Origin of the sequence: Streptomyces avicenniae, assembly GCF_000719135.1 — a bacterium.
Classification (GTDB): Bacteria; Actinomycetota; Actinomycetes; order Streptomycetales; family Streptomycetaceae; genus Streptomyces; species Streptomyces avicenniae.
In genome coordinates this window covers 184,437-208,715 of the sequence record NZ_JOEK01000008.1, presented here as the reverse complement: position 1 = coordinate 208,715, position 24,279 = coordinate 184,437, and the positions used below count along the sequence as shown (strand labels likewise).

Genomic DNA, 24,279 nt, shown 5'->3' with positions numbered 1-24,279 from the left:
GCGGTTCACCCCCCGTCCCACCCGCCGCGCGCACGGCCGGCCCCCCACCGGGCCGGCCGCCCTGCGGCACAATCGGGCGGGTGAAGCTGACCATCGACCCCGCCTCGCCCGTCGCGCCGTACGAGCAACTGCGCGCCCGGATCGCCGCCCTCGCGAGCAGCGGCGACCTGCCCGTCGGCCACCGACTGCCCACCGTCCGCGGCCTCGCCGACGACCTCGGCCTCGCCGCCAACACCGTCGCCAAGGCGTACCGCGCCCTGGAGGGCGACGGCGTCGTCGAGACCCGGGGCCGCCACGGCACCTTCGTGGCCGCCGCCGGGGACGCCGCCGCGCGGCAAGCGGCGGCGGCGGCCCAGGCGTACGCGCAGCACGTCAGGCGGCTCGGCCTGGACCGGGAGGAAGCCCAGGCCGCCGTACGGGACGCGCTGCGGGCCGCGTACGACCCGGCGGACTGACCGGCTGACCTTGCCGCCTACCGCAGCGCCGCGCCGCCGCCCCACAGCCACACCGTCGTGTCCGGCGGCAACAGCCCGCCGGTGATCCGGTCGCTGGTGAGCAGCACACCCCAGTCACGCGGCAACGGCATCGGCTCGCCCGAGAAGTTGACCGCGCACCGCAGCACCGGCGAGCGCTCGAACGCCAGCACGCCCTCCGGGGCGTCCAGCCAGCGCAGCGTCCCACTGTCGAAGCCGGGCTGCTCCCTGCGCAGCCGCAGCGCCGCCCGGTACAGCTCCAGCATCGACGCCGGGGCCCCCGACTGGAACTGCGCGCTGAAGTACTCCCACTCGCCCGGCTGCGGCAGCCACGGCGCCTCGCCGCCCGCGGGACCGAAGCCGAACGGCGCGTCGGAGCCCGACCACGGCAGCGGCACGCGGCAGCCGTCACGGCCGCGCACCGTGTGCCCGCTGCGCTCCCACGTCGGGTCCTTGAGCGCCTCGTCCGGCAGGTCCTCGACCTCCCACAGGCCCAACTCCTCGCCCTGGTAGAGGTACGCGCCGCCCGGCAGCGCCAGCATCAGCAGCGCCGCCGCCCGCGCCCGCCGGGTGCCGAGCGCACGGTCCGTCACGGCCGCGCCCTCGTCGCGCCGCCCGAACGCCGTGTCGCCGCGCCCGAACCGCGTCACGTGCCGCGGCACGTCGTGGTTGGACAGCACCCAGGTCGGCGGGGCGCCGACCTCGGCCGGGGTGCGCACGCCCCGGTCGATCACCTCGCGCAGCACGTTCGGCTCCCAGGCCGACTTGAGGAACGCGAAGTTGAACGCGCTGTGCAGCTCGTCCTGGCGCAGGTACAGCGGCAGCCGGTCCTCACGGACGTGCGCCTCGGCCACGAACACGCGGTCCCCGGCGTACGACTCGGCCACCTTGCGCCACGTCTGGTAGATCTCGTGGACCCCGTCCTGGTCCCAGTGCGGATGGTCCTCCTTGCCGCCCTCGTGCTCGAAGACGGCGTCGTCCGCGATGCCCAGGTCGGGCAGCGTGTGGTCCTTCACGAGGCCGTGCGCCACGTCGATGCGGAAGCCGTCCACGCCCCGGTCGAACCAGAAGCGCAGGATCGCCTCGAAGTCCGAACGGACCTCCCGGCTCGACCAGTTGAGGTCCGGCTGCTCGGACGCGAACAGGTGCAGGTACCACTGCCCCGGCGTGCCGTCCGGCTCGGTCACCCGGGTCCACGCCCGGCCGCCGAACTCGCTGCGCCAGTCGTTCGGCGGCAGCGCGCCGCCCTCGCCCCGGCCGTCGCGGAAGACGTACCGGTCGCGCTCGTGCGAGCCCGGCCCGGCGGCCAGGGCGTCGGCGAACCAGCGGTGCCGGTCCGAGGTGTGGTTCGGGACGATGTCGAGGAGGACGCGCACACCGAGCGCGTGCGCCTCGGCGATCATCTCCTCCGCCTCGGCCAGCGTGCCGAACGTGGGGTCGATGGCGCGGTAGTCGGCGACGTCGTAGCCGCCGTCCGCCATCGGCGACGGGTACCACGGGGTGATCCACACGGCGTCCACCCCCAGTTCCCTGAGGTACGGCAGGCGGGCGCGCAGGCCGGCGATGTCGCCGACGCCGTCGCCGTTGCCGTCGGCGAAGCTGCGGATGTAGACCTGATAGACGACGGCGGTGCTCCACCAGGGGGCTGCCGGTTTCTGGGAATTACGGGTGCGGGGCACGTATCTTCCATTCCTCTTGCGAGTTGACCCTGGAAAATGCGCGGATCGAGCGGCTCACCGCGCAGTAGTGCGGCTGTGCTGGTCCGGTTCAGGTCCCGGCCGAGGTGAGGAGATGTGATACAGGGATCGCGCGACGCGGGCCGCGCCCGTGGTGCCCCGGACGACGAGCCGGGTCGGCACCACCACCCGGGTCGGCTCCTCGCTCGCCCCGGACAGCGCGTCCAGGATCTGGCGGGCGAGCAGCTCCCCCTGGTGAGCTACGGGTTGGGCGACGGTGGTGAGGTCGAGCAGCTCGGCCGCCTCGTGATCGTCGAAGCCGATCACCGAGACGTCGTCCGGTGCCCGCAGTCCCATGCGGGTCAGGGTGCGCAGCGCGCCGAACGCCATCTGGTCCGACTCCGCGAACACGGCTGTCGGCGGGTCCGGCAGGCTGAGCAGCTTGGCCATCGCCGAGGCCGCCGCCTCTATCTCCAGGTGACCCGGCACCTCTAGGTCCGGGTCGTACGCCACCCCGGCCTGTGCGAGCACGGTCCGGTAGGCGTGCTGCCGGACGATCGGCGTGGTGAACCCGCGGGGGTCGCCCAGTGCCCCCGTGATCATGCCGATGCGCCGGTGTCCGAGGTTGATGAGATGACGGACGGCGGTGCTCGCGCCCTCCGCGTTGTCGATGGAGACGTGCCAGCAGCCGGGGATACGGGTGCCGAGCACGGCCGTCGGCACGTCCATCGAGACCAGCGCCTCGCACTCGGCCGCCGACAGCGGCAGGTTGAGCACGATGAGCGCGTCCACCCGGCGGCGCAGCGGCATCCGGGCGAAGAACCGCTCGTGCACCCGTTCGTCGCCCAGGTTGTACAGCAGGACGTCCAGGTCGTTGGCGCGCAGGACCGAGTCGATCCCGGCGACCACCTGGCTGTAGAACCACCGGTTCACGAACGGCAGGATCACGCCGACCGTCCCTGTCCTGCCGGAGGCGAGGCGGGAGGCGTGCGGGGAGACGCTGTACTGCAACTCCTCGGCGGCCCGCAGCACCCGTTCCCGAGTCGCCTCGGAGACGTTCGGCAGTCCGCGCAGGGCGCGCGACACGGTCGCGGTGGACACTTCCGCGCGCCGGGCGACGTCGGTGATGCTGGCGGCCATAACCCTCCGATCACGGCGGTGAGCCGAACGTACTGCCGACTGCGGAGAGAATGCAATCGCTTGCAGGAAAAGATCTTGTGACCGGACCGAATCAGCCGCGGGAGGCCAACTCGCCCTCGGTGAGCGGCAGCTGGCGGCGTGCGGGGACTGATGTAAACGTGTACATGGTTTTTTGACGGACCCCGACAATTGACAGCCGCCCCCGGCGGGGGGATTGGTGCAGGATCAGGGCATGAGCAATCTCGATCTGAGGCCGGTCCCGACCCCGTGCGGCGGGACCCACGGGACGGGGCCCGTACGCGAACTCCTGGCGGGCAAGTCCGTGCCGCTCGGCGAGAGCACGGTGGTCCGCCGCCTGCTCCCGGCGATGGGACGCCGCATGGTCGGCGCCTGGTGCTTCGTGGACCAGTACGGCCCCGACGACATCGCGGACGAGCCGGGGATGCAGGTGCCGCCGCATCCGCACATGGGTCTCCAGACCGTCAGCTGGCTGCACGCGGGCGAGGTGCTGCACCGTGACAGCCTCGGCAGCCTGCGGACCGTACGGCCGCGCGAACTCGGCCTGATGACGTCGGGTCGCGCCATCGCGCACTCGGAGGAGTCGCCCCGCGCCCACGGCCCGACGCTGCACGGCTCCCAGCTGTGGGTCGCCCTGCCCGACGGGCACCGCCACCGCGACCCGGCGTTCGAACACCACGCCGTCCTGCCGGAGATCGCGGGCGGCGGCGGGCTGCGCGCGACGGTGATCCTCGGCACCCTCGACGGGGCCACCTCGCCGGGAACCGTCCACAGCCCGCTGGTCGGCGCCGACGTCACGGTCGCGGCCGGGACCGCCGCGCGGCTGCCGGTCGAGGAGGAGTTCGAGTACGCGGCGCTCGCGATGTCGGGCGTCTGCGAGGTGGACGGCGTGCCGCTGGGCCCGGACGCCCTGCTCTACCTCGGCACCGGCCGCCGCGAACTGCCGGTACGCGCGGACGCGGACGCGTCGTTCATGCTGCTGGGCGGCACGCCGTTCGAGGAACACCTCGTCATGTGGTGGAACTTCATCGGCCGCTCCCACGAGGAGATCGAGGCGGCCCGCAAGGACTGGATGGAGGGCCCCCGCTTCGGCGAGGTAAAGGGCTACGACGGCACCCGCCTCCCGGCCCCGGAACTCCCCCCGGTAGCCCTGAAACCACGTGGTCGGGTGCGCTGACCTGGCCTGATTGATCCCGTCGCAGCCCGCCTCGTGGTCTTCGCCATGCCCCTCGCCAGCGTGGCGAGGGGGCGCGGTTGTGTCCGCTGCTTGTGCCTTCTTGGTGGAGGTTGCTGTTGCAGGTGTTGGCACCTGTGACCAGGTTTAATCAAACACTTGCTGACCCTTTGCTGACCTTACTGCGGAACGCCCGTCCGGGAGTACACGCTACCGGGTGCTTCCATGGATGTGCTGTGCGATCTCTATCGCCCCACTACCGTGGAGCCATCATGGAAAATGGCGGATCCGTAGACCGGAAGAAGGTATTCCGAACCGGCGTGCGTTGACGCTCCGGTATTTCTACGGAAGCCCACCGCGACCGGCTTCCGCACTGTCCGCGCCGATTTCTTGAGGCGGCTCGGCGAAAGGCACTGTCCGCGCGGAGCGTCGGGCCCGATCGACGGGCCCGAGGCACCGATCGACGGGCCCGAGCACCGGGTGAGCTGGCGCCCAGACGTCGCTCACCCGGTGCCGGTGCGGCCCTCCTCAGCCGGGTGTCCCCGCCTCCTTGGGCTCCGCCGTCGCCGGGGCGGTGCGGCCCGGCAGTGCGATCGCTGCCACGGCGGCACCGGTCAGGGCGGCCACCACCCCGACGCTCATCGTGACGGACTGGGCGTGGGCGAAGGCCGAACGGGCCGCTTCGGCCAGCTCTCCGCCGTCCGCGAGGCCCGTGGCGTACGACAGCGTGGCCCCGAGCGAATTCATCGCGTGCTCGGGCAGGGCGTCCGGCAGCGAGTTCCGGTAGACGGAGGCGAGCAGACCGCCCAGCCCGGCCACGCCCAGCGCGATGCCGAGCTGCTGGTGCGTGTCGTTGAGCGCCGAGCCCATACCGGCCCGCTCGGGCGGCACCGCCCCCAGCACCGTGCTGGTCGCCGAGGGCCCCGCGATACCGGATCCCGCACCGGCCAGCGCCAGCCCGATGGACACCGCCACATAGCCGCTGCCCTCGTTCAGCGAGGCCAGCACCGTGAAACCGGCCGCGGTGATCATGAACCCGGCGACGATACAGGTCCGCGTCCCGAACCTGGCCGGTGCCCGGCCGCCCACGGCCGAGCCCGCGACGACGCCCGCGGCGAGCGGTACCGCGGCCAGCCCCGTCTCGAAGGCGCTGTAGCCCAGGGCCAGTTGCAGATACTGGCTCAGGACGAACAGGGTGCTGCCCGTGGCGATCGTGATCACCGCCACCGCGAAGCTCGCCCCGGAGAACCGCCGGTCGCGGTAGAGCCGCAGATCGACTATGGGCATCGGGGAGCGGACCTGCCGTACGCCGAAGGCGACGAGCGCCGCCACCGCCACCAGCGCCCCGGCCAGTACCGGTGGCGCGGTGTAGCCGTATGCCGGGGCCTCGATGAGAGCCCACACCAGGCCGATCATGCCCGCGGTGACCAGGAGGGTGCCGTACAGGTCCGGTCCACGACTGCCGGCGACCCGGGTCTCGGGCACCAGCCGGGCCACCCCGACGAGAGCCAGCGCCACGACCGGGACGTTGATCAGGAAGACCCCGGCCCAACTCCACGCGTCGACCAGCGCGCCGCCGAGCAGGGGCCCCGCGGCCATGCCGACGGAGGCGACCGCGCTCCACGCCGCGAAGGCGCGCGGGCGTTCCTTCGCGGGGAAGACCGCGACGAGCACCGCGAGCGTCGCGGGCATCACCAGCGCCGCCCCGACCCCCATCAGAGCCCGCATCGCGATCAGCCACCACACCGACGGCGCGGCGGCCGCGAGGGCCGAGGCCGCCCCGAAGACCAGCAGTCCCACGATGACGGTGCGTCGCCTGCCGTACCGGTCGGAGAGCACTCCCGCGGTGATGAGGAGACCGGCGAAGACCACGACGTACGCGTCGATCACCGCCTGGAGCTGTCCGGTCGAGGCGTCGAAGGCTTCGCCGATGGCGGGCACCGCGACGTGCAGCACCGTGTTGTCGATGACGATCACCAGCAGCGCGGCACACAGCGCGACCAGGATCGCCCACCGGCGCGGGTGACCTTCTTCGTCGCTCATGTCCCTCCCTCGTTCTCAAACAGTGTTGGATTTTCTCCACCACTGTAGGGGAGGTGGACGGGTGTCGGCAACGGAGTAGGCTGCGGCCTCGTGAGCGCGAAGCCGAACAAGCACGAGGGAAACAAGACGCTGGAAGACGCGCCGGGAGCCGTATGGTTCCGCGCGGAGAAGACCACCCGGACGCGACCTCACCTGTCGCACGAACGGATCATCGCGACTGCCGTCGAACTGCTCGACCGCGACGGCGTGACCAAACTGAGCATGCGTCGGCTCGCGGACCGGCTCGGCGCGCACGCGACCAGCCTGTACTGGCACGTGGCCACCAAGGACGACGTCCTGGACCTGGCCCTCGACGCGGTCTTCGCCGAACTCGACATCCCCGCCGCGCACAGCGCCTCGTGGCAGGACGACATCGAGACGTTCATGACCGGGCTGCGCGGCGTACTGCTGCGGCACCCGTGGGCCGCGGCCCTGGCGAATTCGCGGCCCCTCGTGGGACCGAACGCCCTGCGCTCCTCGGAGTTCGCCTACACCGCACTCGCCGCCGGTGGCTTCCACGGCGCGTACCTCGCGTCCGCCGCGGCGGCGATCAGCCACTACGTGATCGGCTCCGCGTCCTCCGAAGCCGTGTGGCAGCAGCGAACCGACGAAGCCGCCACCCGCGCGGCGATGGATGCCCACATCAGTGCGCACACCGACGCGTATCCCACCCTCGCCGGCCACTTCCCGCTTCTGGAGGACGACGACTGGGACTCGCATTTCGACCGCGGCATGCGCCTCCTCCTGGCCGGCCTGGCCTCGCACGGGGACCACGCGTAGCGCCTTCGGCGTGATGCTCGCGTGGCGCCTCGGTGAAGCGACTCGGTGAAGCGCCTCAACTCGGCGGGAGACACGTGGTCGAGCCCTCGGCAACCGGTTTCTGTGTGTTCTCGCGTCGAGTGGCGGAGGTCCGGGTCGTTGCGGTGCGGCGGGGTGCCGTCGGGGCTTACGCCCCGGCGGCACCCCTGCTCGGATGCGGCGGGGGTCAGCCCGCGGCGCCGTCGAGGAGCCGGCTGTAACGCAGCCGCAGGGCTCGCTCCGTGCTGGACACCACGCTGGCGACCACGACCGTGACGTTGAGCCAGGCCGGCAGTCGGACGGGCGAGGTGAACGTCCCGAAGCGCTCTGCCACGGGAGGTACCTCGCTGAGCGGTTCGGCGATCTGCGGGATGAGGAGAAGCAGGGCGATGACCAGCACGGTCGCCGAGAGGAAGCCGATGAGGCCGCTGAGCGCGGGGTGCTCGCGGTCGAACCGGGCGCGGCGTCCTTCGGAGGAGCGGGGGTCCGGGTCGAGTTGGTACTCGGCTCCGTCGGCGGTGACGTAGTGGCAGCGCTTGAGCCCGAAGGTGCTCATCCTCACTTCGATGACGCCGCCCGGGACGGGGAAGGCGGCAGGGAGCCTGGCCCGTGCGTGATGCCTGCCGTGGAGGTACAGATCGGCCTTGTACTCGCCGGTCTGCTGATCCCCCCACCGCTTGGCGTCGACGGCGTAGACGGTCTGTTGGCCGTTGTGGCCGGGCAGTCGCAGGTAGAGCAGTACGCGGCTGAGCGACTGCCACCAGCGGAACTCTTCGAGCGCTCGCCCGTCCCCGGGCTTGACCCGCCGCACCGCCCGACGCTGCCGCGACGTTCCGAACATGACTCCCGCTCCCTCACTACTCGATCGGCTCGGCCGGGCGCGCCCTACTCGGCGGGTTCCGCCGCGCAGGCGAGGTCGCGCTCCGGCCGCTGTCCGGTGGTCACGAACGTGGTCACCGAGTCGTTCGCGCAGGTGTTGCGGCCCCAGGGGTAGATACCGTGGCCGCCCTGGTCGGCGGTCACCAGCGTGGCCCGGTTCCCGAATGCCCGCCGCAGCTTCTGGGCGCCTACCAGCGGCGATCCCGGGTCGCGCTCGTTCTGTAGCAGGAGTACGTTCGACGGCCCCCGGTCACCGATCCGAACCGGCGGCTCGACCCGCTCGTCCGGCCAGAACGCGCACGGCCCGATACCTGCCGACGACGCGCCCAGCATCGGGTACTTCAGCCGGTCGACGGCGACGTTGCGCTGGTAGTCCCGGACCTTGTCCGGCCAGCGCGTGTCACCGCAGACCACGTAGAAGCGCGAGGACATGAAGTTCTCCGGGTTCGGCACCGGCGGCTCCGGCGGCGGCTTCTGGCCGGTGTCGTGCGCCTGCCAGACCTCGCCAGATGGGGCATGGATCCGTCGCCGTAGAGGCTGCCGAACGTGATGGCCCGGAACATCGTCCCGTCCGTGCCGTGGGACGGCTTCTTGTCCAGCCGCTCGGCGAGTTCGAAGAACTTGGCCTTCACCTGCTTCGGGGTGGTGCCCAGTGCGTACTCCGGGTGCGCGGCGGCGAACTTCGCGAAGTCCGGGAACCGGTCCTCCAGCCCACGGCCGAACAGCCGCATGGCCGTGACGTCGTAACCGCCGGGACCCACGTTGCTGTCGAGCACGATCCGGTCGCTGCGGCCGGGGAACAGCGTCGTGTACACCGCACCGAGGTAGGTGCCGTAGGAGTGACCGAGGTACGAGAGCTTCCGCTCTCCCAGCGCGGCCCGGATCCGGTCCATGTCACGCGCGGTGTTCGCGGTGGTGGTGTGCGGCAGCATCCACGACGTCTTCGACGTCGCGCACTGCTTGGCGATCTTCCGTGCGTTCCCCGCCTCCCGCGCGACATCGGCCGCGGAGTGCGCGTACGGAGGGAAGTTGCCGCGTGCCTCGCTGCCTGGCTCCCCGACACCGAGCGCGACCTCGCTGGCTACTTGCTGGCGTTCGCGTCGTGAGCAATCCCGGCGAGCAGGTCCGGTGACGTGAGGCGCCGTGGCGTGCCTTACTGCGGATGAGTCTCTTCGACCACCCAGGACAGGTACGCCTCCGATCCTCCGGTCACGGGCAGGGTGATCCACTGGGGGACGTCAAACGGATGGTTCTCGTGCAACCACGCCTCCAGCGCCGGGAGACGGTCCGTTGAAGTCATGTAGGAGATCCGCCACTCCTGCGCCGCTTCGACCTCCCCCTTCCACCAGTAGAAGGCGCTGACCGGCGCACGTTCCCGTACTACTACCTTTCGAACCAGTGGCAGCGAATAAAGAGGTCTGAGGAGATTGATATCCCCGAGGGGATGGTCATGTACGGTTTCCGTCACTTCTTTTCTTCGAACTGCCTTTCTAAGCGCATCCCGATAACCGATGTGGCTGAGTGGATGGGGCACAACAGCATCGACGTCACGTTCAAGATCTACCGTCACCTCTTGCCTGGCTCGATCGGCAGGGCGGCCAAGCTCCTCGACGTAGGTCTGACAGCCTGAGATCGTGGCGTGCTCTGTCGCAGTCAGGTCTCAACGTGATCGCCGTGGCCGCCATGCTGACCTTTTGCTGACCCTCTAAGGTCCTCACCCCGCTTGACCTGCAGATACACCGAGACAGTGTGAGATGTGGTGGAACTTCATCGGCCGCTCGCACGAGGAGATCGCGCGGGCCCGCGAGGACTGGGCCACGGGCGACCGTTTCGGCGAGGTCCACGGCTACGACGGCCCCCGCCTCGACGCCCCGCCCCTCCCGCCGACCCCGCTCAAACCCCGGGGCCGCGCCCGCTGACCTGCGGTTTCCTTCCGTGCGCCAGCTGTCCGGACACCTCGCTGAGCGTGCTCTGTCCCAAGCTGTTCCGAGCGTCGTCCCCCGGGCTTGACCAGGATCCGGATGGTCAGGAACGGGGGGCTTCGCTTCTCAGGTTCGAACGGGTGTGACAGGGGCTACCGGACTTCTTGCTGGCCCATGCCGAGTCACCTGACGGTCGATCAGTCCGCGTCGGGCCTGTCGCCTGGCCTGAGCCGGCTGGTCGTGAACAAGTGGCCGAAGCACGTCCCGCCCAGCGTGAGGGGCGCCCGGTGAGACGGCCCCCGGAAGGGCGTGGTGGGGTCCTCGGCGGGATCGACTGGAGCCGGTGGGGCGTCGTCCTGCTCAAGCCCGACTGCGTGCGCCGCGGCTTGGCGGACACCGTGCTCGACCGCCTGGCCGCCGAGGCGGACGTCCGGGGCCGAAAGGATGTGACGGTGGCCGACTGGCAGGTCCCCGTCCACCACGGGGACCCGCTGGTCGATGCGGACTGGTTCACGGATCTCGACGTCCCCGCCTGCCTCCGCTCGACGTACCTGGACCACCAGGTCACGGTCGCCCTCGCACACGGTCCCTCCGGCATCTTCGGCGAGCGCCGCGTCTCCCCGCTGCACCTCTTCCGCCGACTCCCCCTGAAACCGCGCGGACGCACGCCCACCGGCGCTGCGGGGCGTGAAGACGCCCGGGGCCCGCAGCTCTCCGCGGAGGCCGGGGCGGACGACACCGTGCTCGACCGCCGGGCCTTCCGCGGCGGTGTCCGGCATCGTGATCACGGACGTCGCGGAGGCCGATCGCAGGTGGAGGACGGCGCAGGCCGCCGGGAACTCGTCCGGTGTCGAAAAAAATCGCCCGGTCCTCCCTCTGAAGCCGGTGATCCCGCCCGCCACCGGCCGCGACGATCGCTTCCGCCCCCGGGGACAGCCGCGGCCTGCCCGCGGGTGGTCCGGGAACGTCAGTCGTCCCGGGCCGCCGCGTGAACCGGCGCGCTCTGCGCGGCCCCGTCGGCCGTGGGCCGTCGGAGCCCGATGGCGACGCCCGCGGCGACGAGCAGCGCGCCGGTGATGTCGGCTGGCCCGGCCCGGTCCAGCCCGAGCGCGACGGTGGTGAGCAGCGCGCCGACCGGCACGAGACCGGCGAAGAGACCGGCACGGTCGGCGCCGAGGCGACGCAACGCGTCGTACCAGAGGAAGAACGCGGCGGCGGTGACGACCGCCCCGAGGTAGCCGAACGCGACCGCCTCGCCGGACGTGGGCACTCGCAGCGCGCTCGCGCCCTCCACCACGAGGCTCACGGCCAGCAGCAGGGGCACCGACAGCGCGGCGGGATAGGCGGCGACCCGCAGAGGGCCGAGCTTGGGGAGCAGCGGGACGGCGAGCAGGGAGAAGGCCACCTCGCCGACAAGGGCCCCGAGCGACAGCAGGAGCCCGGTCGCGCTGCCCGAGCCGAGGCCGGCGGCGACGGCCGCGCCGAGCGCGACCACGGTCGCGGCGCCGACGGTGCGGGCGGCGGGACGTCGGCGTTCCGTCAGCGGCCCGACGAGGGCGAGTACGAGCGGGACGGCGCCGACCACGGTGGCGATCATGGCGGGCCCGGCGTGGCGGGTGGCCTCGACGAGGAACAGGTTGAACCCGGCGAGACCGGTGGCGGCCAGTGCCGCCAGCAGCAGGACGTCGCGTGGCGTCAGGCGGACGCGTGGCAGGCGCCGATGGCGCACGACGGCGAGCAGGATCGCGGCGGCGAGCGCGTAGCGCAGCGCCTGTCCGGCGAGGACCGGGTAGTCGGCGATGGTGGCGGACACGGCCGTCGAGGTGCCGACGAGAAGCATCGCCGAGGCCGCGCCGACCGGGGCGGGAACGGACCTCATGCGGCGTCTTCCCGACCCGGCGCCGAGGCGGCGGCCGAAGCCGAAGGGGTCAGCACCTTGCGGGTGACGCGTTCGGCGATGGCGGCGACCAGGGTCCGGGGGCGGCGGGGCGTCAGGTGCGCGCCCAGGGCGTTGCCGAATCCGGGGGCGACGTAGCCGCGGTCGCGCTCCAGCGCCCGCAGCGCGGCGCGTACGACGGGTTCCGGCGTGGTCATGGAACCGGTGACGGCCGCCCTCCGGGTGCCGATGGTGTCGAAGAACGCGGTCTCCACCGGGCCGGGGCACAGCGTGAGCACGCGGATGCCTCGGCGTCGGTACTCCTGGCGCAGAGCGAGGCCGAAGTTGAGGACGAAGGCCTTGGCCGCGCCGTAGACGGCGAAATAGGGGGACGGCTGGAACCCGGCGTTGGAGGCGACGTTGAGGACCGCGCCACGGCCTCGCGCCAGCATGCCGGGCACCAACTGGTGGGTGAGATCGACGAGCGCGACGACGTTGACCATCAGCTGGTCGTGGTCCCTGGCACCGGATATCTCCTCGAACCGGCCGCAGGTGCCGAAGCCCGCGTTGTTGACCAGCAGCTCGACGCGCAGCCCGCGGGCCGCCAGCCACTCGGCGACGCGGCGGGCCGCGTCCGGCTCGGCGAGGTCCTGGACCAGGACGTGGGTGCGGACGCCGTGCTCGGCGGTCAGGCGCTCGGCGAGCGCGGCGAGCCTGTCGGCCGACCGCGCCACCAGGATCAACTCGGTTCCCCGGGCGGCGAGCTGCTCGGCGAACTCGGCGCCGAGGCCGGACGAGGCTCCGGTGACGAGGGCGGTGCTGTACATGAACTCCTCCTGGGCACAGGGACGATGGCCGCCGTCCGTGGTCGGCGGCGGGCAGTAACTGAGAAGAGACAGTACCTTTAATCCGCAGAACTGCAACATGCATGATGCGGTTGAGTCCATGAACGCATCTGCGATGTAGGATCTACCGTGGCAAGTGGACAGGTCGGCACGCGGTCGAGCGGGAGACGCGATGGATGAGACGGCGGCACGCCCGTTGCGGGCGGACGCGGAGCGCAGCGTGCGCGCGGTGCTGGAGGCGGCCGAGCGGGTGCTCACCGAGGACCCCGGCGCCTCCATGGAGCAGATCGCGGCTGCCGCCGGGGTGGCCAGGACGACGATCCACCGGCGGTTCGCCAACCGTCAGTCGCTGATCGAGGCACTGGCGTTGTCGGCGGCCCGCCAACTCGCCCAGGCCGTGGACGACGGCAGGCCGGACACCGCGCCGCCGCTGGTGGCGATGCACCGGATCACCGCCAACGTCCTCCAGGTCAAGAGCGCCTGGGCGTTCGCCCTGGAGCAGTCGGCCGACCGAGGCAGCGAGGCCGCCGCCCTCCACGAGGCCATCGCCCGGCGCTGCACCGCCGTGCTGGAGCGGGCCCGGGCCGACAGGCTCATCGACGCGGAGGCCGACCTCGACTGGGTGCGCCGGGTCTACTACGCGCTCATCGGGGAGTCCCTGCGCGGCACCGCGGACGGCGCCGACCCGGACGCCCTCGCCGCCCGCATCATCGACACCCTGCTGCGCGGCGCCGGTCCCCGCGCCTAGGTCCTGTCCGGCAGGTCGCTCCAGGCCTGAGCGTGCCGTACGACGGGCCCGGAGCCCCGTCCGCCGGGTCCGGGCCCGTTCCTGTGCCGGGTGTCAGGACGTGGGGAAGTCCTTGCCCGGCGGGGTCTCGCCGTCGGCCCACAGGCGTTGCAGACGTACGGAGGGAGAGGGGCTGTCGGGGGACTTGACGAAGAAGTTCTTGATCGGGAAGGCGATCAGCCCCGAGGCGCACCGGAAGCGGATCCGGTTGAAGTAGAAGACGCTGTAGCGGGGGTCGTCGCCGTCCACCGGCAGGCCGCGCAGGATGAAGAACAGGTAGCGCTCGTAGGTCCCGCCGACCTTGAAGAGGTCGATGCGGCCCCACTGCTTGTCGGCGACGGTCAGGTCGGAGCCGACGGCACCGGTCGAGGTCCAGGTGGTGCTGTTGGTGCTGCTGTGGGTGTAGCTGCCGGAGAAGGAGGGGTCTCCGATGCCTCCGACCGAGATCTTGAAGGAGCCTCCCACCGAGTAGCCGTCGGTCTCGCTGTGGGTGTTGCTGATGGTGTTGGTGACCGTGAAGCTGAGCTTCGTGGGCCCCTGCGCGGTGTCGGTGGACACCGCCCACGGGTAGCGCACGTCCAGCGTGCCCGAGGTCACCAGGCGGTTGGCGCCACCGGCCGCTTCGAGGAAGTCCCCGAAGTGGTCGTAGATGTACTTCTCCGCCTCGTTGGTCGAGGTGGAGTCGATGAACGTCACGCCCCCGCCCTTGGCGAACTCGTAGTCGCTGAAGCAGTCCCCGGCCAGGGACCTCAGCTCACTCAGCTGCCCGTCGGTCAGCGAGGACGTCCACTTGTCCACGCGCTCGGCGTCGTTGGCCAGTCCGGCGGCGGCGATGTCCTGGGGGATGCGGTAGCCGGGGTCCTCACCGGCGTCCACCAGCGGGATCCCCTCCACGGCCTGCGGGGTCTCGCCGGCCTCCAGGTCCGCCTGCCCGGCGAAGAGGAGCGGAGGGCCCATGGGGGCCTTGTCGCCCTCGTACTGCCCCCCTTCGCCGGCAGTCGCGGGCCGCATCTCCAGCGGATGGTCCGCAGACGCCATCTCAAGATCCATCAGGACTCCCACGTGATCGAGGTCGGGGCTTCGCCGTACGGCTGCTCAACGCCTCGCACCACGGGACGTCACGTCCGTGGGGGCCACGGGACCGGCGGTGGGGACGACCGGGCCTGGCCGCGCGCCGGGGCGTGGGCGCGGCGGCGCGCCACCGCCGACACCCGCGTCCTTCCGCCCCGTCCCCCGTCCCGCGGAACCTCGCTGGAACGTGTGACGTCCCCGCCCCGGCCCGCTCCGGTCCCTCGACCGGGGCGGGCCGGGCCGCGTCACAGGCCGCCGGTGTACAGGAGGCGGTCGGGCGAGCCGACGCCGGGGGAGGTGACGGCGCCCTCGGTGGCCGCGGCGGTGAGACGGCGGACGACCTCCCGGGGAGAGGACTGCGGTGCCTGTTCCAGGAGGAGGGCGGCGGCTCCGGCGACGTGCGGCGCGGCCATGGACGTGCCGCTGAGGGTACGGGAGCCGCCGCCGAGCTGCGCGGAGGTGATGGAGACGCCGGGGGCGTACAGCGTCAGGCAGGGGCCGAAGTTGCTGAAGTCGGCCTGCTCGTCGTGCCGGTCAACGGCGCCGACGGTGAGCGCGTTCTCCGCGCGGGCCGGGGAGTGGCCGCAGGCGTCCTCGGCGCTGTTCCCGGCCGAGACGACCGGCAGGACCCCGAGGCCCGCGGTCGCGTTGACGGCGTTGTCGAGCGCCTCGGACGCGGGCTCGCCGATGGACGCGTTGACGACGGCGGGCCCCCGGGCGTCGGCCGCGATCCAGTCCAGGCCCGCGAGGGTCTGCGCCACGGTCCCCTCGCCCTGGCAGTCCAGTACGCGGACGGCGACGAGGGACGCGGAGGGCGCCACGCCGTAGGTGGAGCCGCCCACGGTTCCGGCGACGTGCGTGCCGTGGAGGTGGCAGTCCTGGCCGTCGCGACCGTCCCCGACGGCGTCGAACCCGGTCGTGGCGCGCCCGGCGAACTCCTCGTGCGCGGTCTCGATCCCGGTGTCGAGGATGTAGGCCGTGACGCCCTCGCCCGTGCCGACGGTGCCGAAGCGGCCGTCGAGCGGCAGGTGCCGCTGGTCGATCCGGTCCAGCCCCCAGCTTTCCGCCTGCGTGTCGGCCCGGGCCCGTCCTTCCGTCGTGTCGAGGCCGACGCGGCCGTTCTCCTCGATTGCGCCGACGCCCGGCAGGGCACGGACCAGCCGCAGTTGGGCCGGTGTGAGCCGGGCGGCGAACCCGCGCAGCGCCGTGCCGTAGGTGAACATCGGCTCGACGTCCAACTTCGTCAGCACGTCACCGGGTGAGGCGTCCGGAGCGAGCGTGACGATGTACTCGCCCGGCACGGCCAGCGGGGACTGTCCGACGGCGACGACCGGACTCGTTCCGGGGACGGCCGCGGCGCCCGAGGTGCCGGTCGCGGTGACGAGGGAGACGAGGGAGACGAGCAGCAGGAGAGCTGGTCGCCGGAGTGCGTGCAGGCCCATGGAGGTGTCCTTGTGGCATCGGGGAGGGGAGGAGGAGGGCATGCGCCGCCACTGGGGGTGCGTGGATCGGCTCCCTCGCTACCGCAACAACCCGCTTCCCGCGCGTCCCGTAACGGCCGTGACCTGAACGGGGGGAGGGCGCGGGCGGCTTCCGCCCGCGCCCTCCCCGCTGCTCCTCGCCGCGTCAGTGGGCCGTCCAGCCGCCATCGACGGGGAGGACCGCGCCGGTGAGGTAGGACGCCGCGGGGCTCGCCAACAGCAACGCCGCGCCGGACAGTTCGCCCGGCTGCGCCCAGCGCCCGGCCGGGACCTGGTGGGCCAGGAAGTCCTGGACGCGCGGATCGTCGTCGATGCCCTCGTTGAGCGGCGTACGGAAGGGCCCGGGCGCGAGCGCGTTGACGCAGACGCCGGAACCCGCGAGCTCCACGGCCAGGCTCCGTGTCAGCTGGACCACCGCCCCCTTGGTCGCGGCGTAGCCCGCGCGGCCCGCGGCGCCCACGAGCCCGAGCGCGCTGGCGAGCGTGACGATGCGGCCGTACCCCGCGGCGCGCATCACCGGCACGGCGGCCTGGCAGGCGAGGAAGGTGCCGACGACGTTGACCTCCAACGCGTGCCGGAGTGCGGCGACGTCGAGGTCGGTGATCTCCCCGCGCGCCTGGACACCGGCGCTGGTCACCAGCACGTCCAGGCGGCCGTGACGGTCCACCACCTCGTCGGTGAGCAGGCGGACGGCGCGCTCGTCGCTCACGTCGCAGGCCAGGCCGAGCACCGGTCGCCCGGTCGCCGCCGTGAGCTGCGCGGCGGCCTCCCGGCACGCGTCCCGACGTCTGCTGGCGATCACGACGGAGGCACCGGCCCGGGCCAGGGTGCGCGCGATGGCCAGGCCGAGACCGGCCGAGCCCCCCGTGACCAGCGCCGTCTGCCCGGTCAGGTCGAAGCCGTCCGTGTCGGCCGGTCTGCCGTTGTTCATGTGCCTTGCCCAGTCCCTCCGGTGTGGTCGCCCGACGGACCGGCCTGCCCGGCCGTGAGCGCGTGACGGTTGTACCAGGCGAGCGCCGCCGTCGCCGTCAGGACGAGCAGGGGGACGGCGAACCCGGCCCGCGCCCCGCCGGAACCGTCGATGAGCCGCCCGGTCGCGGCGGCGGACACGGCGATGCCCGCCGCGCTCGCGGAGTTCGTCCAGGTGAACGCCTGCGTGAGGACCGACCTGTCCGTCGCCGACCCGACGAGTGTCGAGGCCACGATGATGCACGGCGCGACGCACGCCCCGGGCAGCAGCAGCGCGAGGCCGAGCTGCCAGGGGGAGTCGGCCAGGAGCGGCAGCAGCGACGCACAGGCCAGGAGCGTCAGGATCACGGGCAGTTGGGTCCCGGCCGGGAGGTGCCCGCCGCGTCGTCCGTGGAGCAGACCGGTCAGCAGGCTCGCCGCGCTCATCAGGCCGTAAAGGAACCCGGCGGCCGTGGGGGCGTGGTGGGCCTCGGCGAAGGCGCTCACCGACACCTGGGTCGAGCCGAAGAAGACGCCGAGGGCCAGGTTGACCACCAGCAGCGTGGCGAAGGTCCGGGTCCACAGCGTCCGTCGGCCCCGGGCGGCGTCACGGTCGCGGGCGGGCGGCGCGGCGGGCGGCGGGGCCGTGCGGCGCAGCGCCGCGAAGACGAGTCCCGCGCCGACGACGAGCGCCCCGGCGAGCACCGTGCCCGCCGCCGGGTGCACCTGCGTCGCCACCAGCACCGCGAGGGCGGGGCCGACGAGGAACGCCGCCTCGTTGCTGAGCGTTTCGAGCGCGAACGCCGGGGTCAGCTCCGGCCTGCCGTGCAGCAGCGCCGACCAGCGCGCCGCCGAGAGCGCGCCGAACTGCGGGACGGTCGCCCCGGCGGCGAGACCGGCCGCCGTCAGCGCCGCGGCGGACGCCTCCGACAGGGCGAGCGCCACCAGCGCGGCGATCACCACGGCGTGCGCGCACAACAGGGGGACGAGGACGCGCGGTTGTCCGAAACGGTCCATGAGGCGGGCCGTCTGCGGGCCGACCAGGGTCTCGGCCACGGCGAACGCGCCGGTGACCAGCCCCGCGGCCCCGAAGGACCCGGTCCCCGCGTGGACCATCCAGACGATGCCGAGACCGGCCATGGCCACCCCGACCCGGGCGGGGGCCGCGGCCAGGAAGAAGGCCGCGGCGCCCGGGACCCGTAGGGCGGAACGGTAGGAGGCGGTGCCCGTCGTACGGGCGGGGGCGTGCGTGGGGGTACGGAACCGGAGCCGCGGCGTCACGGCGAACCTTCCGCTGCGCGGTGGGACGGTCGGGGAGGCGGCGCCCGTCGTGGGCGCGGCCTCCCGCCGCCAGGAGTCGTCCAGGTGACGCGGACGGGACGGACACGCGGCCCTCGTCGGCGTCGGCTCCAGCGCCGGGCAGAAACGTTGAGTGGTGGGATCGAGCGGGACCACGATAGCGGCGCCGCCCGGGGGGCAGGGGACCGCCCCCGCGTTCCCCTGCCCCCGGCCCGCCTACCGCCCCTGCGGTACGGGCACGTCCTCGTGCAGCAGGCCCTCGGCGACCAGCTCGGCCCAGAACGCGGCGGGCACCGGTGCGCCGAACAGCGCGGCCCCGTCCCGCGCCTCGGCCTCCGACCGCATGCCGACCAGCACGCTCGACACCGCCTGATGCCCGGACGGGAACGCCAACGCAGCCGCCCGCAGCGGGATGCCGTGCCGCGCCGCCACGGCCGCCATCCGCTGCGCCCGCTCCAGCAACGCGTCGGGCGCGGCGGCGTAGTCGTACGTCGCGCCCGGCCTCGGGTCGGCCAGCAGGCCCGAGTTGAACACGCCGCCCACCACGACGGACGTGCCGCGGTCGGCGGCGGCCGGGAGCAGATCGGTCAGCGCCGACTGGTCGAGCAGCGTGTACCGCCCGGCGCACAGCACGACGTCCACGTCCGTGTCCTGCACGAACCGCGTCAGCATCGCCACCTGGTTCATGCCCGCGCCGATCGCGCCGACGACGCCCTCGGCGCGCAGCCGCTCCAGCGCCGGGTAGCCCTCGCCGAACGCCTCCTCGGCGTGGTCGTCCGGGTCGTGCAGGAACACGACGTCCACCCGGTCCAGGCCCAGCCGTTCGAGGCTCTCCTCGACGCTGCGCCGCACGCCGTCCGCGCTGAAGTCCCACACGCGGCGGTGCGTCGCGGGGACGGCGAAGCCGTTCGCCAGGTCGTCGCCCTCGCCCGGCCCCGGCACCAGCAGGCGGCCCACCTTGGTGGACACGGTGAACGCGTCCCGCGGGCGGTCGGCCAGCGCCTCGCCGAGCCGCCGCTCGGACAGGCCGAGCCCGTAGTGCGGCGCCGTGTCGAAGTAGCGGATGCCGCTGTCCCAGGCGGCGTCCACCGCCGCGCGTGCCGCGGCCGGGTCCACGGGCGCGAACAGGTTGCCGAGGGCCGCCGCGCCGAACGACAGGCGGGTCACGGGGACGGCGCCGCGGCCCAGCGTGGCGCGCGGCAGGGCGGGGGTGGCGGCGCCGGGCGTGTGCGTCGGCTCAGTCATGCTGCGGTGCCCCGCTTCCCGGGTGGACGTGGTCGGTGAGGGAGCCCGGGTGCATCGTGGCGGAGAAGCCGGGGGCGGTCGGGGCGGCGTAGTGCCCGTCGCGGATCACCACCGGGTCCACGAAGTGCTCGTGCAGGTGGTCCACGTACTCGATGACGCGGCCGTCCGTGCTGCCCGACAGGGCGACGAAGTCGAACATGGCGAGGTGCTGGACGAGTTCGCACAGCCCGACACCGCCCGCGTGCGGGCACACCGGGACGCCGAACTTCGCCGCCAGCAGCAGGATCGCCAGGTTCTCGTTGACGCCGCCGACCCGCGTCGCGTCGATCTGCGCGACGTCGATGGCCCCGGCCTGGAGCAGCTGCTTGAACAGGACGCGGTTCTGGACGTGTTCGCCGGTCGCGACCTTGACGGGCGCGACCTCACGCCGGATCGCCGCGTGGCCCAGCACGTCGTCCGGGCTCGTCGGCTCCTCGATCCAGTACGGGTCGAACTCGGCGAGGGCGCGCGTCCAGGAGACGGCCTCGGGGACGTCCCAGCGCTGGTTCGCGTCGATCGCGATGCGCACGCCGGGGCCGACCGCCTCCCTGGCGACCCGGCAGCGCCTGATGTCGTCCGCCAGGTCGGCGCCGACCTTCAGCTTGATCTGCGCGAAGCCGTCGGCGACCGCCTCGCGGGCGAGCCGCGTCAGCTTCTCGTCCGAGTACCCGAGCCAGCCGGGCGAGGTGGTGTACGCCGGGTAGCCCTGGGCGCGCAGCTGCTCCTCCCGTTCGGCGGCGCCCTTCTTGCCCCGGCGCAGCAGGTCCAGGGCCTCGTCGGGGGTCAGCGCGTCCGTGAGGTAGCGGAAGTCGAGCTGGGAGACCAGCCACTCGGGTGTCGCGTCCGCGAGCAGCTTCCACAGCGGGACGCCGGCGCGCTTGGCGGCCAGGTCCCACACGGCGTTCACGACGGCGCCGATCGCCATGTGCATCACGCCCTTCTCCGGGCCCAGCCAGCGCAGTTGGCTGTCGCCGACCAGCGCGCGGCTGAGCGAGGCGGGGTCCGCGCACAGGGCATCGACCGGCAGGCCGACGACGTGGGCGCGCAGGGCCTCGATCGCGGCGACCTGCACGTCGTTGCCGCGGCCGATGGTGAAGACGAATCCGTGTCCCTCGGCCCCGTCGCCCGCGTCGGTGCGCAGCACCAGGTAGGCGGCGGAGTAGTCGGGGTCGGGGTTCATGGCGTCCGAGCCGTCCAGGTACCGGGAGGTGGGGAACCTGATGTCGAACGTGTCCAGCGCGGTGACGCGCGACAGGGCTGGGGGCACGGTTTGCCTTTCAGGCTCGCGTGAAGGTGTCGGGGTGGGGCGGTCTCGTCGCGCGGTCTCCCGGGGGAGATCCGTGGCAGCCGCGTCACCCATGGTAGGACACATTCATCGGACCAATATCTTGTAATGTGCCGCTTCACCCCTGGATGTCTGGTTCAAAGGGGCGAAGAGGTCGGGTCAATTGCCGCGCGGAGGCGGCGGGGGAGGACCGGGCCCGGTGCTACGGGAGGGCACCACCGGGCCCGGCCGTTCTCAGGCGCCGCCGGTCAGCGCGGGGTGACGCGGTACGTCCGGCCCTTGCCGGTCCGCACCGTGATGACCCCGTGCCGCACGGAGGCGTCCACGCGGTGGCCGCGCGAGTCGGTCACCGAGACGCGGTCGCTCCGCCAGGGGTTGGCCAGCTTCAGCGTGCCGCCCGCCTCGCTCGTGAACTCGGCGTAGCGCACCGTGCCGCCCTTCAACGCGCTGGAGACGAGGAACGCCCCCGGCAGCCGCAGGTCGTTGAAGTGCGCGTCGGCGTCGGACGGCCACACGGGGAACAGGGACACGACCCCGTCGTGGCTCTGCACCAGCATGCTGTTGACCGCCTCGGTCGCGCCCGACTTCTCGATGCCGTGGTGCGGGTCACGGATGCGCAGGTTGGCCGCCAACTCGCCCTCGACGACGCCGACGAAGCGGTCGATGAGCGACTGGGCCGGGTAGCCGATCCTGGCCGCCTGCGTGAACACCTTCGGGAAACTGTTGTCGTTGCCCCAGGAGTTCATGACGTCGAGGGTGTCGATGGCGATCTGCCGCCGCTCCTCGTCCGAGGTGACGCCGAGGTAGTCGGCCGGGTGGATGAACTCCAGGTTGACCGTGTTGTCGCCAGGACGGATGTCGCGGGTGTCGCCGACCATGCTGCCCGCCTCGGCGAGCGTGTAGACCGTCCGGCCGTCGTACTCGCCCGTGGCGGGCTCCGCGAGGCGGTCCAGGATGTGCTGCCAGGTACGGCGGCGCCCCGCGTCGCGGCGCAGCTCCTCGGACGCCTTGATCAGCGCGCCGAGCGTCTGCCGCAGCAGCCCGATGTCGGCGGTCGAGTCCTTGCCCCAGGAGCCCTCGTGCGGCCCGCTCCACAGGACGTAACGGCGGGCCGACGCGTCGTACTCCAGGTAGTGCTCGAAGAACTCGGCGACCTCGGAGAGGAAGGGGTACAGCTCCTCGCGCAGGAAGTCACGGTCCAGCGTGTACTCGTAGTACTCCACGAACTGCGAGGCGGAGAAGAGGGAGTTGGAGACCTGCTGCCAGTAGCTGTTGTCGGTCGTGGAGCCCCAGGGGCCGATGCCGACCGGGAAGAAGACACCGCCGGGCAGGCCCCCCGAGGGGAAGCGCGCGTCGATGTAGTCCTCCTTCAGCCGCCGCAGGTCCTCCCGCGCGCGGCGCTTGGCCTCCGGCACGTACTCCAGGATCGCCTGGTGGAACGGGCGGACCAGCTCGGGCCTGTTGCTGGAGTAGACGCCGTAGAACGGCGCCTGCGCGTTGTAGTTGAGGTGCAGGTCGCCGCTGAACTGGGGGAAGTCCGTCGTCGTCCACAGGCCGTAGAGCCCGGGGGACACCTTGCCCGGGCGGCTTGAGGCGCCGAGGAAGTACTGCGCCGCGTAGTAGAAACGCTCCAGCGTCGCCTTGCCCAGGTGGACGTCCGAGCGCAGCCAGTACTCCTTCCACCACGCGACGCGCCTGCTGTCGAGGTCGCGCAGCGAGCGGCTGTTCTGCGCGCCCGCCAGGGCGAGGGCTTCCCGCTTCGGGTCGCGCGGCGCGCGTCCGCCACCGGCGATCGCCGTCACGATGTCGATGGTGCGGCCCGGCCTGACGGTGACGTACGTCTTCACCGTCGCGCCCGAGACCTCGGGCGTCTCGACGGACGCGCCGAGGACGCGGGTGGCGAGGACGGCCTTGGACACCCAGTTGTCGCCGGGGGCGGTCGTGCGCTCGGCCCACAGGGTGCTGCCGTCGGCACCGGAGGCGTTGGTGTACTGGGCGCGCGCGATCGGGGTGCCCGCCCAGGTGGACAGCTGGAGCCGCAGCGGCGCGTCGCCCCGGGACGTGAGCGTCGTGACCAGCACGTTCCGCTCGGCGGCCAGGCGGGTCGTCAGCTCCAGGGGGGTGCCGTCGATCGTCAGCTTCGTCGTGATCCTGCCGTCCAGGATGTGCTGCTCCTCGCGGAACGGCGCGCCCTCCGGCGGGGTGTTCGGGTTCTCGGCGCTCGTCTCCGCGTACAGCTCGATCTGGCCGACGCGGGCGCGCGGGTTCGCGGTGGAGTCCTCGGTGTCGGCCTGGGTGGGCTCGGTGATGAAGAACCGCACGTGGCGGGCGGTGACGCGCGCGATGTCGCGGTCGATGACCGGGGCGCTGTTGCCGGTCACCGCGTCCACGTCCTGCCAGGAGGCGCCGTCGGCGCTCGTCTGGAAGACCAGGTCCTTCGTGTTGTTCGACCGGTTGCCGGGGCGGGCCGCCTCGTCGTTGCGGACCACCCAGCGGGCGATCGTCTGCTCGCTGCCCAGGTCGAGGGCGATCCACTGCGGCTTGCCGACCGGGGACACCCAGCCCTCGTACCCGCCGGTCCACTGCCCGCTCACCGCGCGGTCGGGCGTGAACGCGTCGTGGCTTGCGCTCGCGGTCGCCGTGGCGCCGCGCGCCAGGTTGCCGAAGTCCTGCGGCACGGCCGAGCCGATGCTCACGCCGCCGACCGCTGCCGGGACCGGGCCAGGGTTGCCGTTCCAGAAGTCGCCCTTGGCGATGCGGAACGTCTTCACGCCTGGGCTGCCGCCCGAGGTGACGCCGACGTCGCCGTTCCCCAGCAGCGCCGTGTCCGGCATCGTGTTGTTGACGCCGCCGACGTAGTTCTCGTCGGTCCAGACGCCGGTGATCGCCGCCAGCTTCGCGTGCAGCGTGTCCCAGCGCTCCCGCTCCGACGGGCGCGAGCCGCCCGACCCGTGCCGGCCACCGGCCGACGACTGGGCGAGCGCCTGCCCCTGACCTGCGAGCGGCGCGGCGACGCCGAGCGCCACCGAGGTCGCCAGGACCGAGCGCCTACGGAACCCGGGTGTTTCGCGCGCTGTTCTCTCCTGCCCCATGATGTCTCTCCTTCGAGCGGGGTCTGTGCGGTGAACTGCGCGTGCGTGAGCGCACGCGTGAGGAAGGGGGACTGTGTGAGGTGACGGATGGGGGGTGGCGTGGGGGGTGGCCCGTGACGCGTGGTGCGCGCGCCACGGGCCACGTTCGG

At 72.6% G+C, this 24,279-nt stretch carries 19 protein-coding genes and 2 pseudogenes; 6 read left to right on the top strand and 15 right to left on the bottom strand.

The features are described 5' to 3' along the window. Positions 1-80: 80 nt before the first annotated feature. The gene (locus IF27_RS14770; protein WP_420822010.1) at positions 81-455 is read left to right on the top strand and encodes a GntR family transcriptional regulator; all 375 of its coding nucleotides are present in this window, start codon (positions 81-83) and stop codon (positions 453-455) included. A 17-nt stretch (positions 456-472) separates the two neighbouring features. Here IF27_RS14770 and IF27_RS14765 read toward each other — a convergent pair whose 3' ends face one another. Both IF27_RS14765 and IF27_RS14760 read right to left on the bottom strand, forming a co-directional pair. After that, a complete protein-coding gene (locus tag IF27_RS14765; RefSeq protein ID WP_052850027.1) occupies positions 473-2,152 on the bottom strand; it encodes a glycoside hydrolase family 13 protein in 1,680 nt (559 codons plus the stop codon). A gap of 54 nt (positions 2,153-2,206) precedes the next feature. Then, on the bottom strand, positions 2,207-3,289 hold the full coding sequence (locus IF27_RS14760) for a LacI family DNA-binding transcriptional regulator (protein ID WP_052850026.1): 1,083 nt from the start codon (positions 3,287-3,289) through the stop codon (positions 2,207-2,209). 232 nt (positions 3,290-3,521) lie between these two features. Here IF27_RS14760 and IF27_RS14755 point away from each other — a divergent pair, with 232 nt between their 5' ends. Continuing rightward, positions 3,522-4,484, top strand: coding sequence for a pirin family protein (locus IF27_RS14755; RefSeq protein WP_052850025.1), 963 nt, complete (start codon positions 3,522-3,524; stop codon positions 4,482-4,484). A gap of 525 nt (positions 4,485-5,009) precedes the next feature. Here the strand turns inward: IF27_RS14755 and IF27_RS14750 are convergent. Then, positions 5,010-6,524, bottom strand: coding sequence for an MFS transporter (locus IF27_RS14750; RefSeq protein ID WP_052850024.1), 1,515 nt, complete (start codon positions 6,522-6,524; stop codon positions 5,010-5,012). Between the two features lie 90 nt (positions 6,525-6,614). On the opposite strand from IF27_RS14750, the gene IF27_RS14745 reads away from it, so the two are divergent. Further along, complete coding sequence (locus IF27_RS14745) at positions 6,615-7,343, top strand: TetR/AcrR family transcriptional regulator (RefSeq protein WP_110945899.1); 729 nt, start codon at positions 6,615-6,617, stop codon at positions 7,341-7,343. A 205-nt stretch (positions 7,344-7,548) separates the two neighbouring features. Here the strand turns inward: IF27_RS14745 and IF27_RS14740 are convergent, their stop codons facing one another. The 3 genes and pseudogenes from IF27_RS14740 to cutA all read right to left on the bottom strand — a co-directional run bounded on the left by IF27_RS14740 (position 7,549) and on the right by cutA (position 9,708). Then, positions 7,549-8,202 carry a hypothetical protein gene (locus IF27_RS14740; protein WP_052850023.1) on the bottom strand — a complete coding sequence of 218 codons (654 nt, stop codon included), beginning with the start codon at positions 8,200-8,202 and terminating at the stop codon, positions 7,549-7,551. Between the two features lie 44 nt (positions 8,203-8,246). Beyond that, positions 8,247-9,277 (bottom strand): annotated as a pseudogene (locus IF27_RS14735) (alpha/beta hydrolase); the annotation flags it as partial. Positions 9,278-9,393: 116 nt separating this feature from the next. After that, positions 9,394-9,708, bottom strand: coding sequence for a divalent-cation tolerance protein CutA (gene cutA, locus IF27_RS14730; protein WP_110945898.1), 315 nt, complete (start codon positions 9,706-9,708; stop codon positions 9,394-9,396). On the opposite strand from cutA, the gene IF27_RS30320 reads away from it, so the two are divergent. Both IF27_RS30320 and IF27_RS30315 read left to right on the top strand, forming a co-directional pair. Beyond that, entirely contained in the window at positions 9,685-9,870 is a 186-nt protein-coding gene (locus IF27_RS30320; RefSeq protein WP_338058207.1) for a tyrosine-type recombinase/integrase, read from the top strand. The genes cutA and IF27_RS30320 overlap by 24 nt on opposite strands. 124 nt (positions 9,871-9,994) lie before the next feature. Next, a pseudogene (locus IF27_RS30315) lies at positions 9,995-10,159 on the top strand (pirin family protein); the annotation flags it as partial. A gap of 970 nt (positions 10,160-11,129) precedes the next feature. On the opposite strand, the gene IF27_RS14720 reads toward IF27_RS30315, so the two are convergent. Then, positions 11,130-12,041, bottom strand: coding sequence for a DMT family transporter (locus IF27_RS14720; RefSeq protein ID WP_052850021.1), 912 nt, complete (start codon positions 12,039-12,041; stop codon positions 11,130-11,132). Beyond that, entirely contained in the window at positions 12,038-12,865 is an 828-nt protein-coding gene (locus IF27_RS14715; RefSeq protein ID WP_052850020.1) for an SDR family NAD(P)-dependent oxidoreductase, read from the bottom strand. The genes IF27_RS14720 and IF27_RS14715 overlap by 4 nt, the downstream gene beginning before the upstream one ends. Before the next feature lie 190 nt (positions 12,866-13,055). On the opposite strand from IF27_RS14715, the gene IF27_RS14710 reads away from it, so the two are divergent. Further along, positions 13,056-13,631, top strand: coding sequence for a TetR/AcrR family transcriptional regulator (locus IF27_RS14710; protein ID WP_052850019.1), 576 nt, complete (start codon positions 13,056-13,058; stop codon positions 13,629-13,631). Positions 13,632-13,724: 93 nt separating this feature from the next. Here the strand turns inward: IF27_RS14710 and IF27_RS14705 are convergent, their stop codons facing one another. The 7 genes from IF27_RS14705 to IF27_RS14675 form a co-directional block, all read right to left on the bottom strand. Beyond that, positions 13,725-14,708 carry a hypothetical protein gene (locus IF27_RS14705; RefSeq protein WP_052850018.1) on the bottom strand — a complete coding sequence of 328 codons (984 nt, stop codon included), beginning with the start codon at positions 14,706-14,708 and terminating at the stop codon, positions 13,725-13,727. Between the two features lie 278 nt (positions 14,709-14,986). Continuing rightward, positions 14,987-16,183: a S8 family peptidase gene (locus IF27_RS14700; RefSeq protein WP_052850017.1), complete on the bottom strand. Its 1,197-nt coding sequence runs from the start codon at positions 16,181-16,183 to the stop codon at positions 14,987-14,989. A gap of 184 nt (positions 16,184-16,367) precedes the next feature. After that, positions 16,368-17,153: an SDR family NAD(P)-dependent oxidoreductase gene (locus tag IF27_RS14695; protein ID WP_052850016.1), complete on the bottom strand. Its 786-nt coding sequence runs from the start codon at positions 17,151-17,153 to the stop codon at positions 16,368-16,370. Beyond that, positions 17,150-18,451, bottom strand: coding sequence for an MFS transporter (locus IF27_RS14690; protein ID WP_223291060.1), 1,302 nt, complete (start codon positions 18,449-18,451; stop codon positions 17,150-17,152). Before IF27_RS14690 ends, IF27_RS14695 begins: the two co-directional genes overlap by 4 nt. 234 nt (positions 18,452-18,685) lie before the next feature. Then, entirely contained in the window at positions 18,686-19,714 is a 1,029-nt protein-coding gene (locus IF27_RS14685; protein ID WP_190232964.1) for an aldo/keto reductase, read from the bottom strand. Next, positions 19,707-21,020, bottom strand: coding sequence for an L-fuconate dehydratase (locus IF27_RS14680; RefSeq protein WP_052850015.1), 1,314 nt, complete (start codon positions 21,018-21,020; stop codon positions 19,707-19,709). The genes IF27_RS14685 and IF27_RS14680 overlap by 8 nt, the downstream gene beginning before the upstream one ends. A gap of 266 nt (positions 21,021-21,286) precedes the next feature. Beyond that, positions 21,287-24,130: a discoidin domain-containing protein gene (locus tag IF27_RS14675; RefSeq protein WP_110945895.1), complete on the bottom strand. Its 2,844-nt coding sequence runs from the start codon at positions 24,128-24,130 to the stop codon at positions 21,287-21,289. Between the last annotated feature and the right edge of the window lie 149 nt (positions 24,131-24,279).

Coding starts and splice junctions, on each gene's coding strand:
- IF27_RS14675 (WP_110945895.1), bottom strand. CDS start 24,130: ATGGGGCAGGAGAGAACAGCGCGCGAAACACCCGGGTTCCGTAGGCGC.
- IF27_RS14705 (WP_052850018.1), bottom strand. CDS start 14,708: ATGGCGTCTGCGGACCATCCGCTGGAGATGCGGCCCGCGACTGCCGGC.
- IF27_RS14720 (WP_052850021.1), bottom strand. CDS start 12,041: ATGAGGTCCGTTCCCGCCCCGGTCGGCGCGGCCTCGGCGATGCTTCTC.
- IF27_RS14685 (WP_190232964.1), bottom strand. CDS start 19,714: ATGACTGAGCCGACGCACACGCCCGGCGCCGCCACCCCCGCCCTGCCG.
- IF27_RS14760 (WP_052850026.1), bottom strand. CDS start 3,289: ATGGCCGCCAGCATCACCGACGTCGCCCGGCGCGCGGAAGTGTCCACC.
- IF27_RS14750 (WP_052850024.1), bottom strand. CDS start 6,524: ATGAGCGACGAAGAAGGTCACCCGCGCCGGTGGGCGATCCTGGTCGCG.
- IF27_RS30320 (WP_338058207.1), top strand. CDS start 9,685: ATGGTCATGTACGGTTTCCGTCACTTCTTTTCTTCGAACTGCCTTTCT.
- IF27_RS14715 (WP_052850020.1), bottom strand. CDS start 12,865: ATGTACAGCACCGCCCTCGTCACCGGAGCCTCGTCCGGCCTCGGCGCC.
- IF27_RS14755 (WP_052850025.1), top strand. CDS start 3,522: ATGAGCAATCTCGATCTGAGGCCGGTCCCGACCCCGTGCGGCGGGACC.
- IF27_RS14700 (WP_052850017.1), bottom strand. CDS start 16,183: ATGGGCCTGCACGCACTCCGGCGACCAGCTCTCCTGCTGCTCGTCTCC.
- IF27_RS14740 (WP_052850023.1), bottom strand. CDS start 8,202: ATGTTCGGAACGTCGCGGCAGCGTCGGGCGGTGCGGCGGGTCAAGCCC.
- IF27_RS14710 (WP_052850019.1), top strand. CDS start 13,056: ATGGATGAGACGGCGGCACGCCCGTTGCGGGCGGACGCGGAGCGCAGC.
- IF27_RS14695 (WP_052850016.1), bottom strand. CDS start 17,153: ATGAACAACGGCAGACCGGCCGACACGGACGGCTTCGACCTGACCGGG.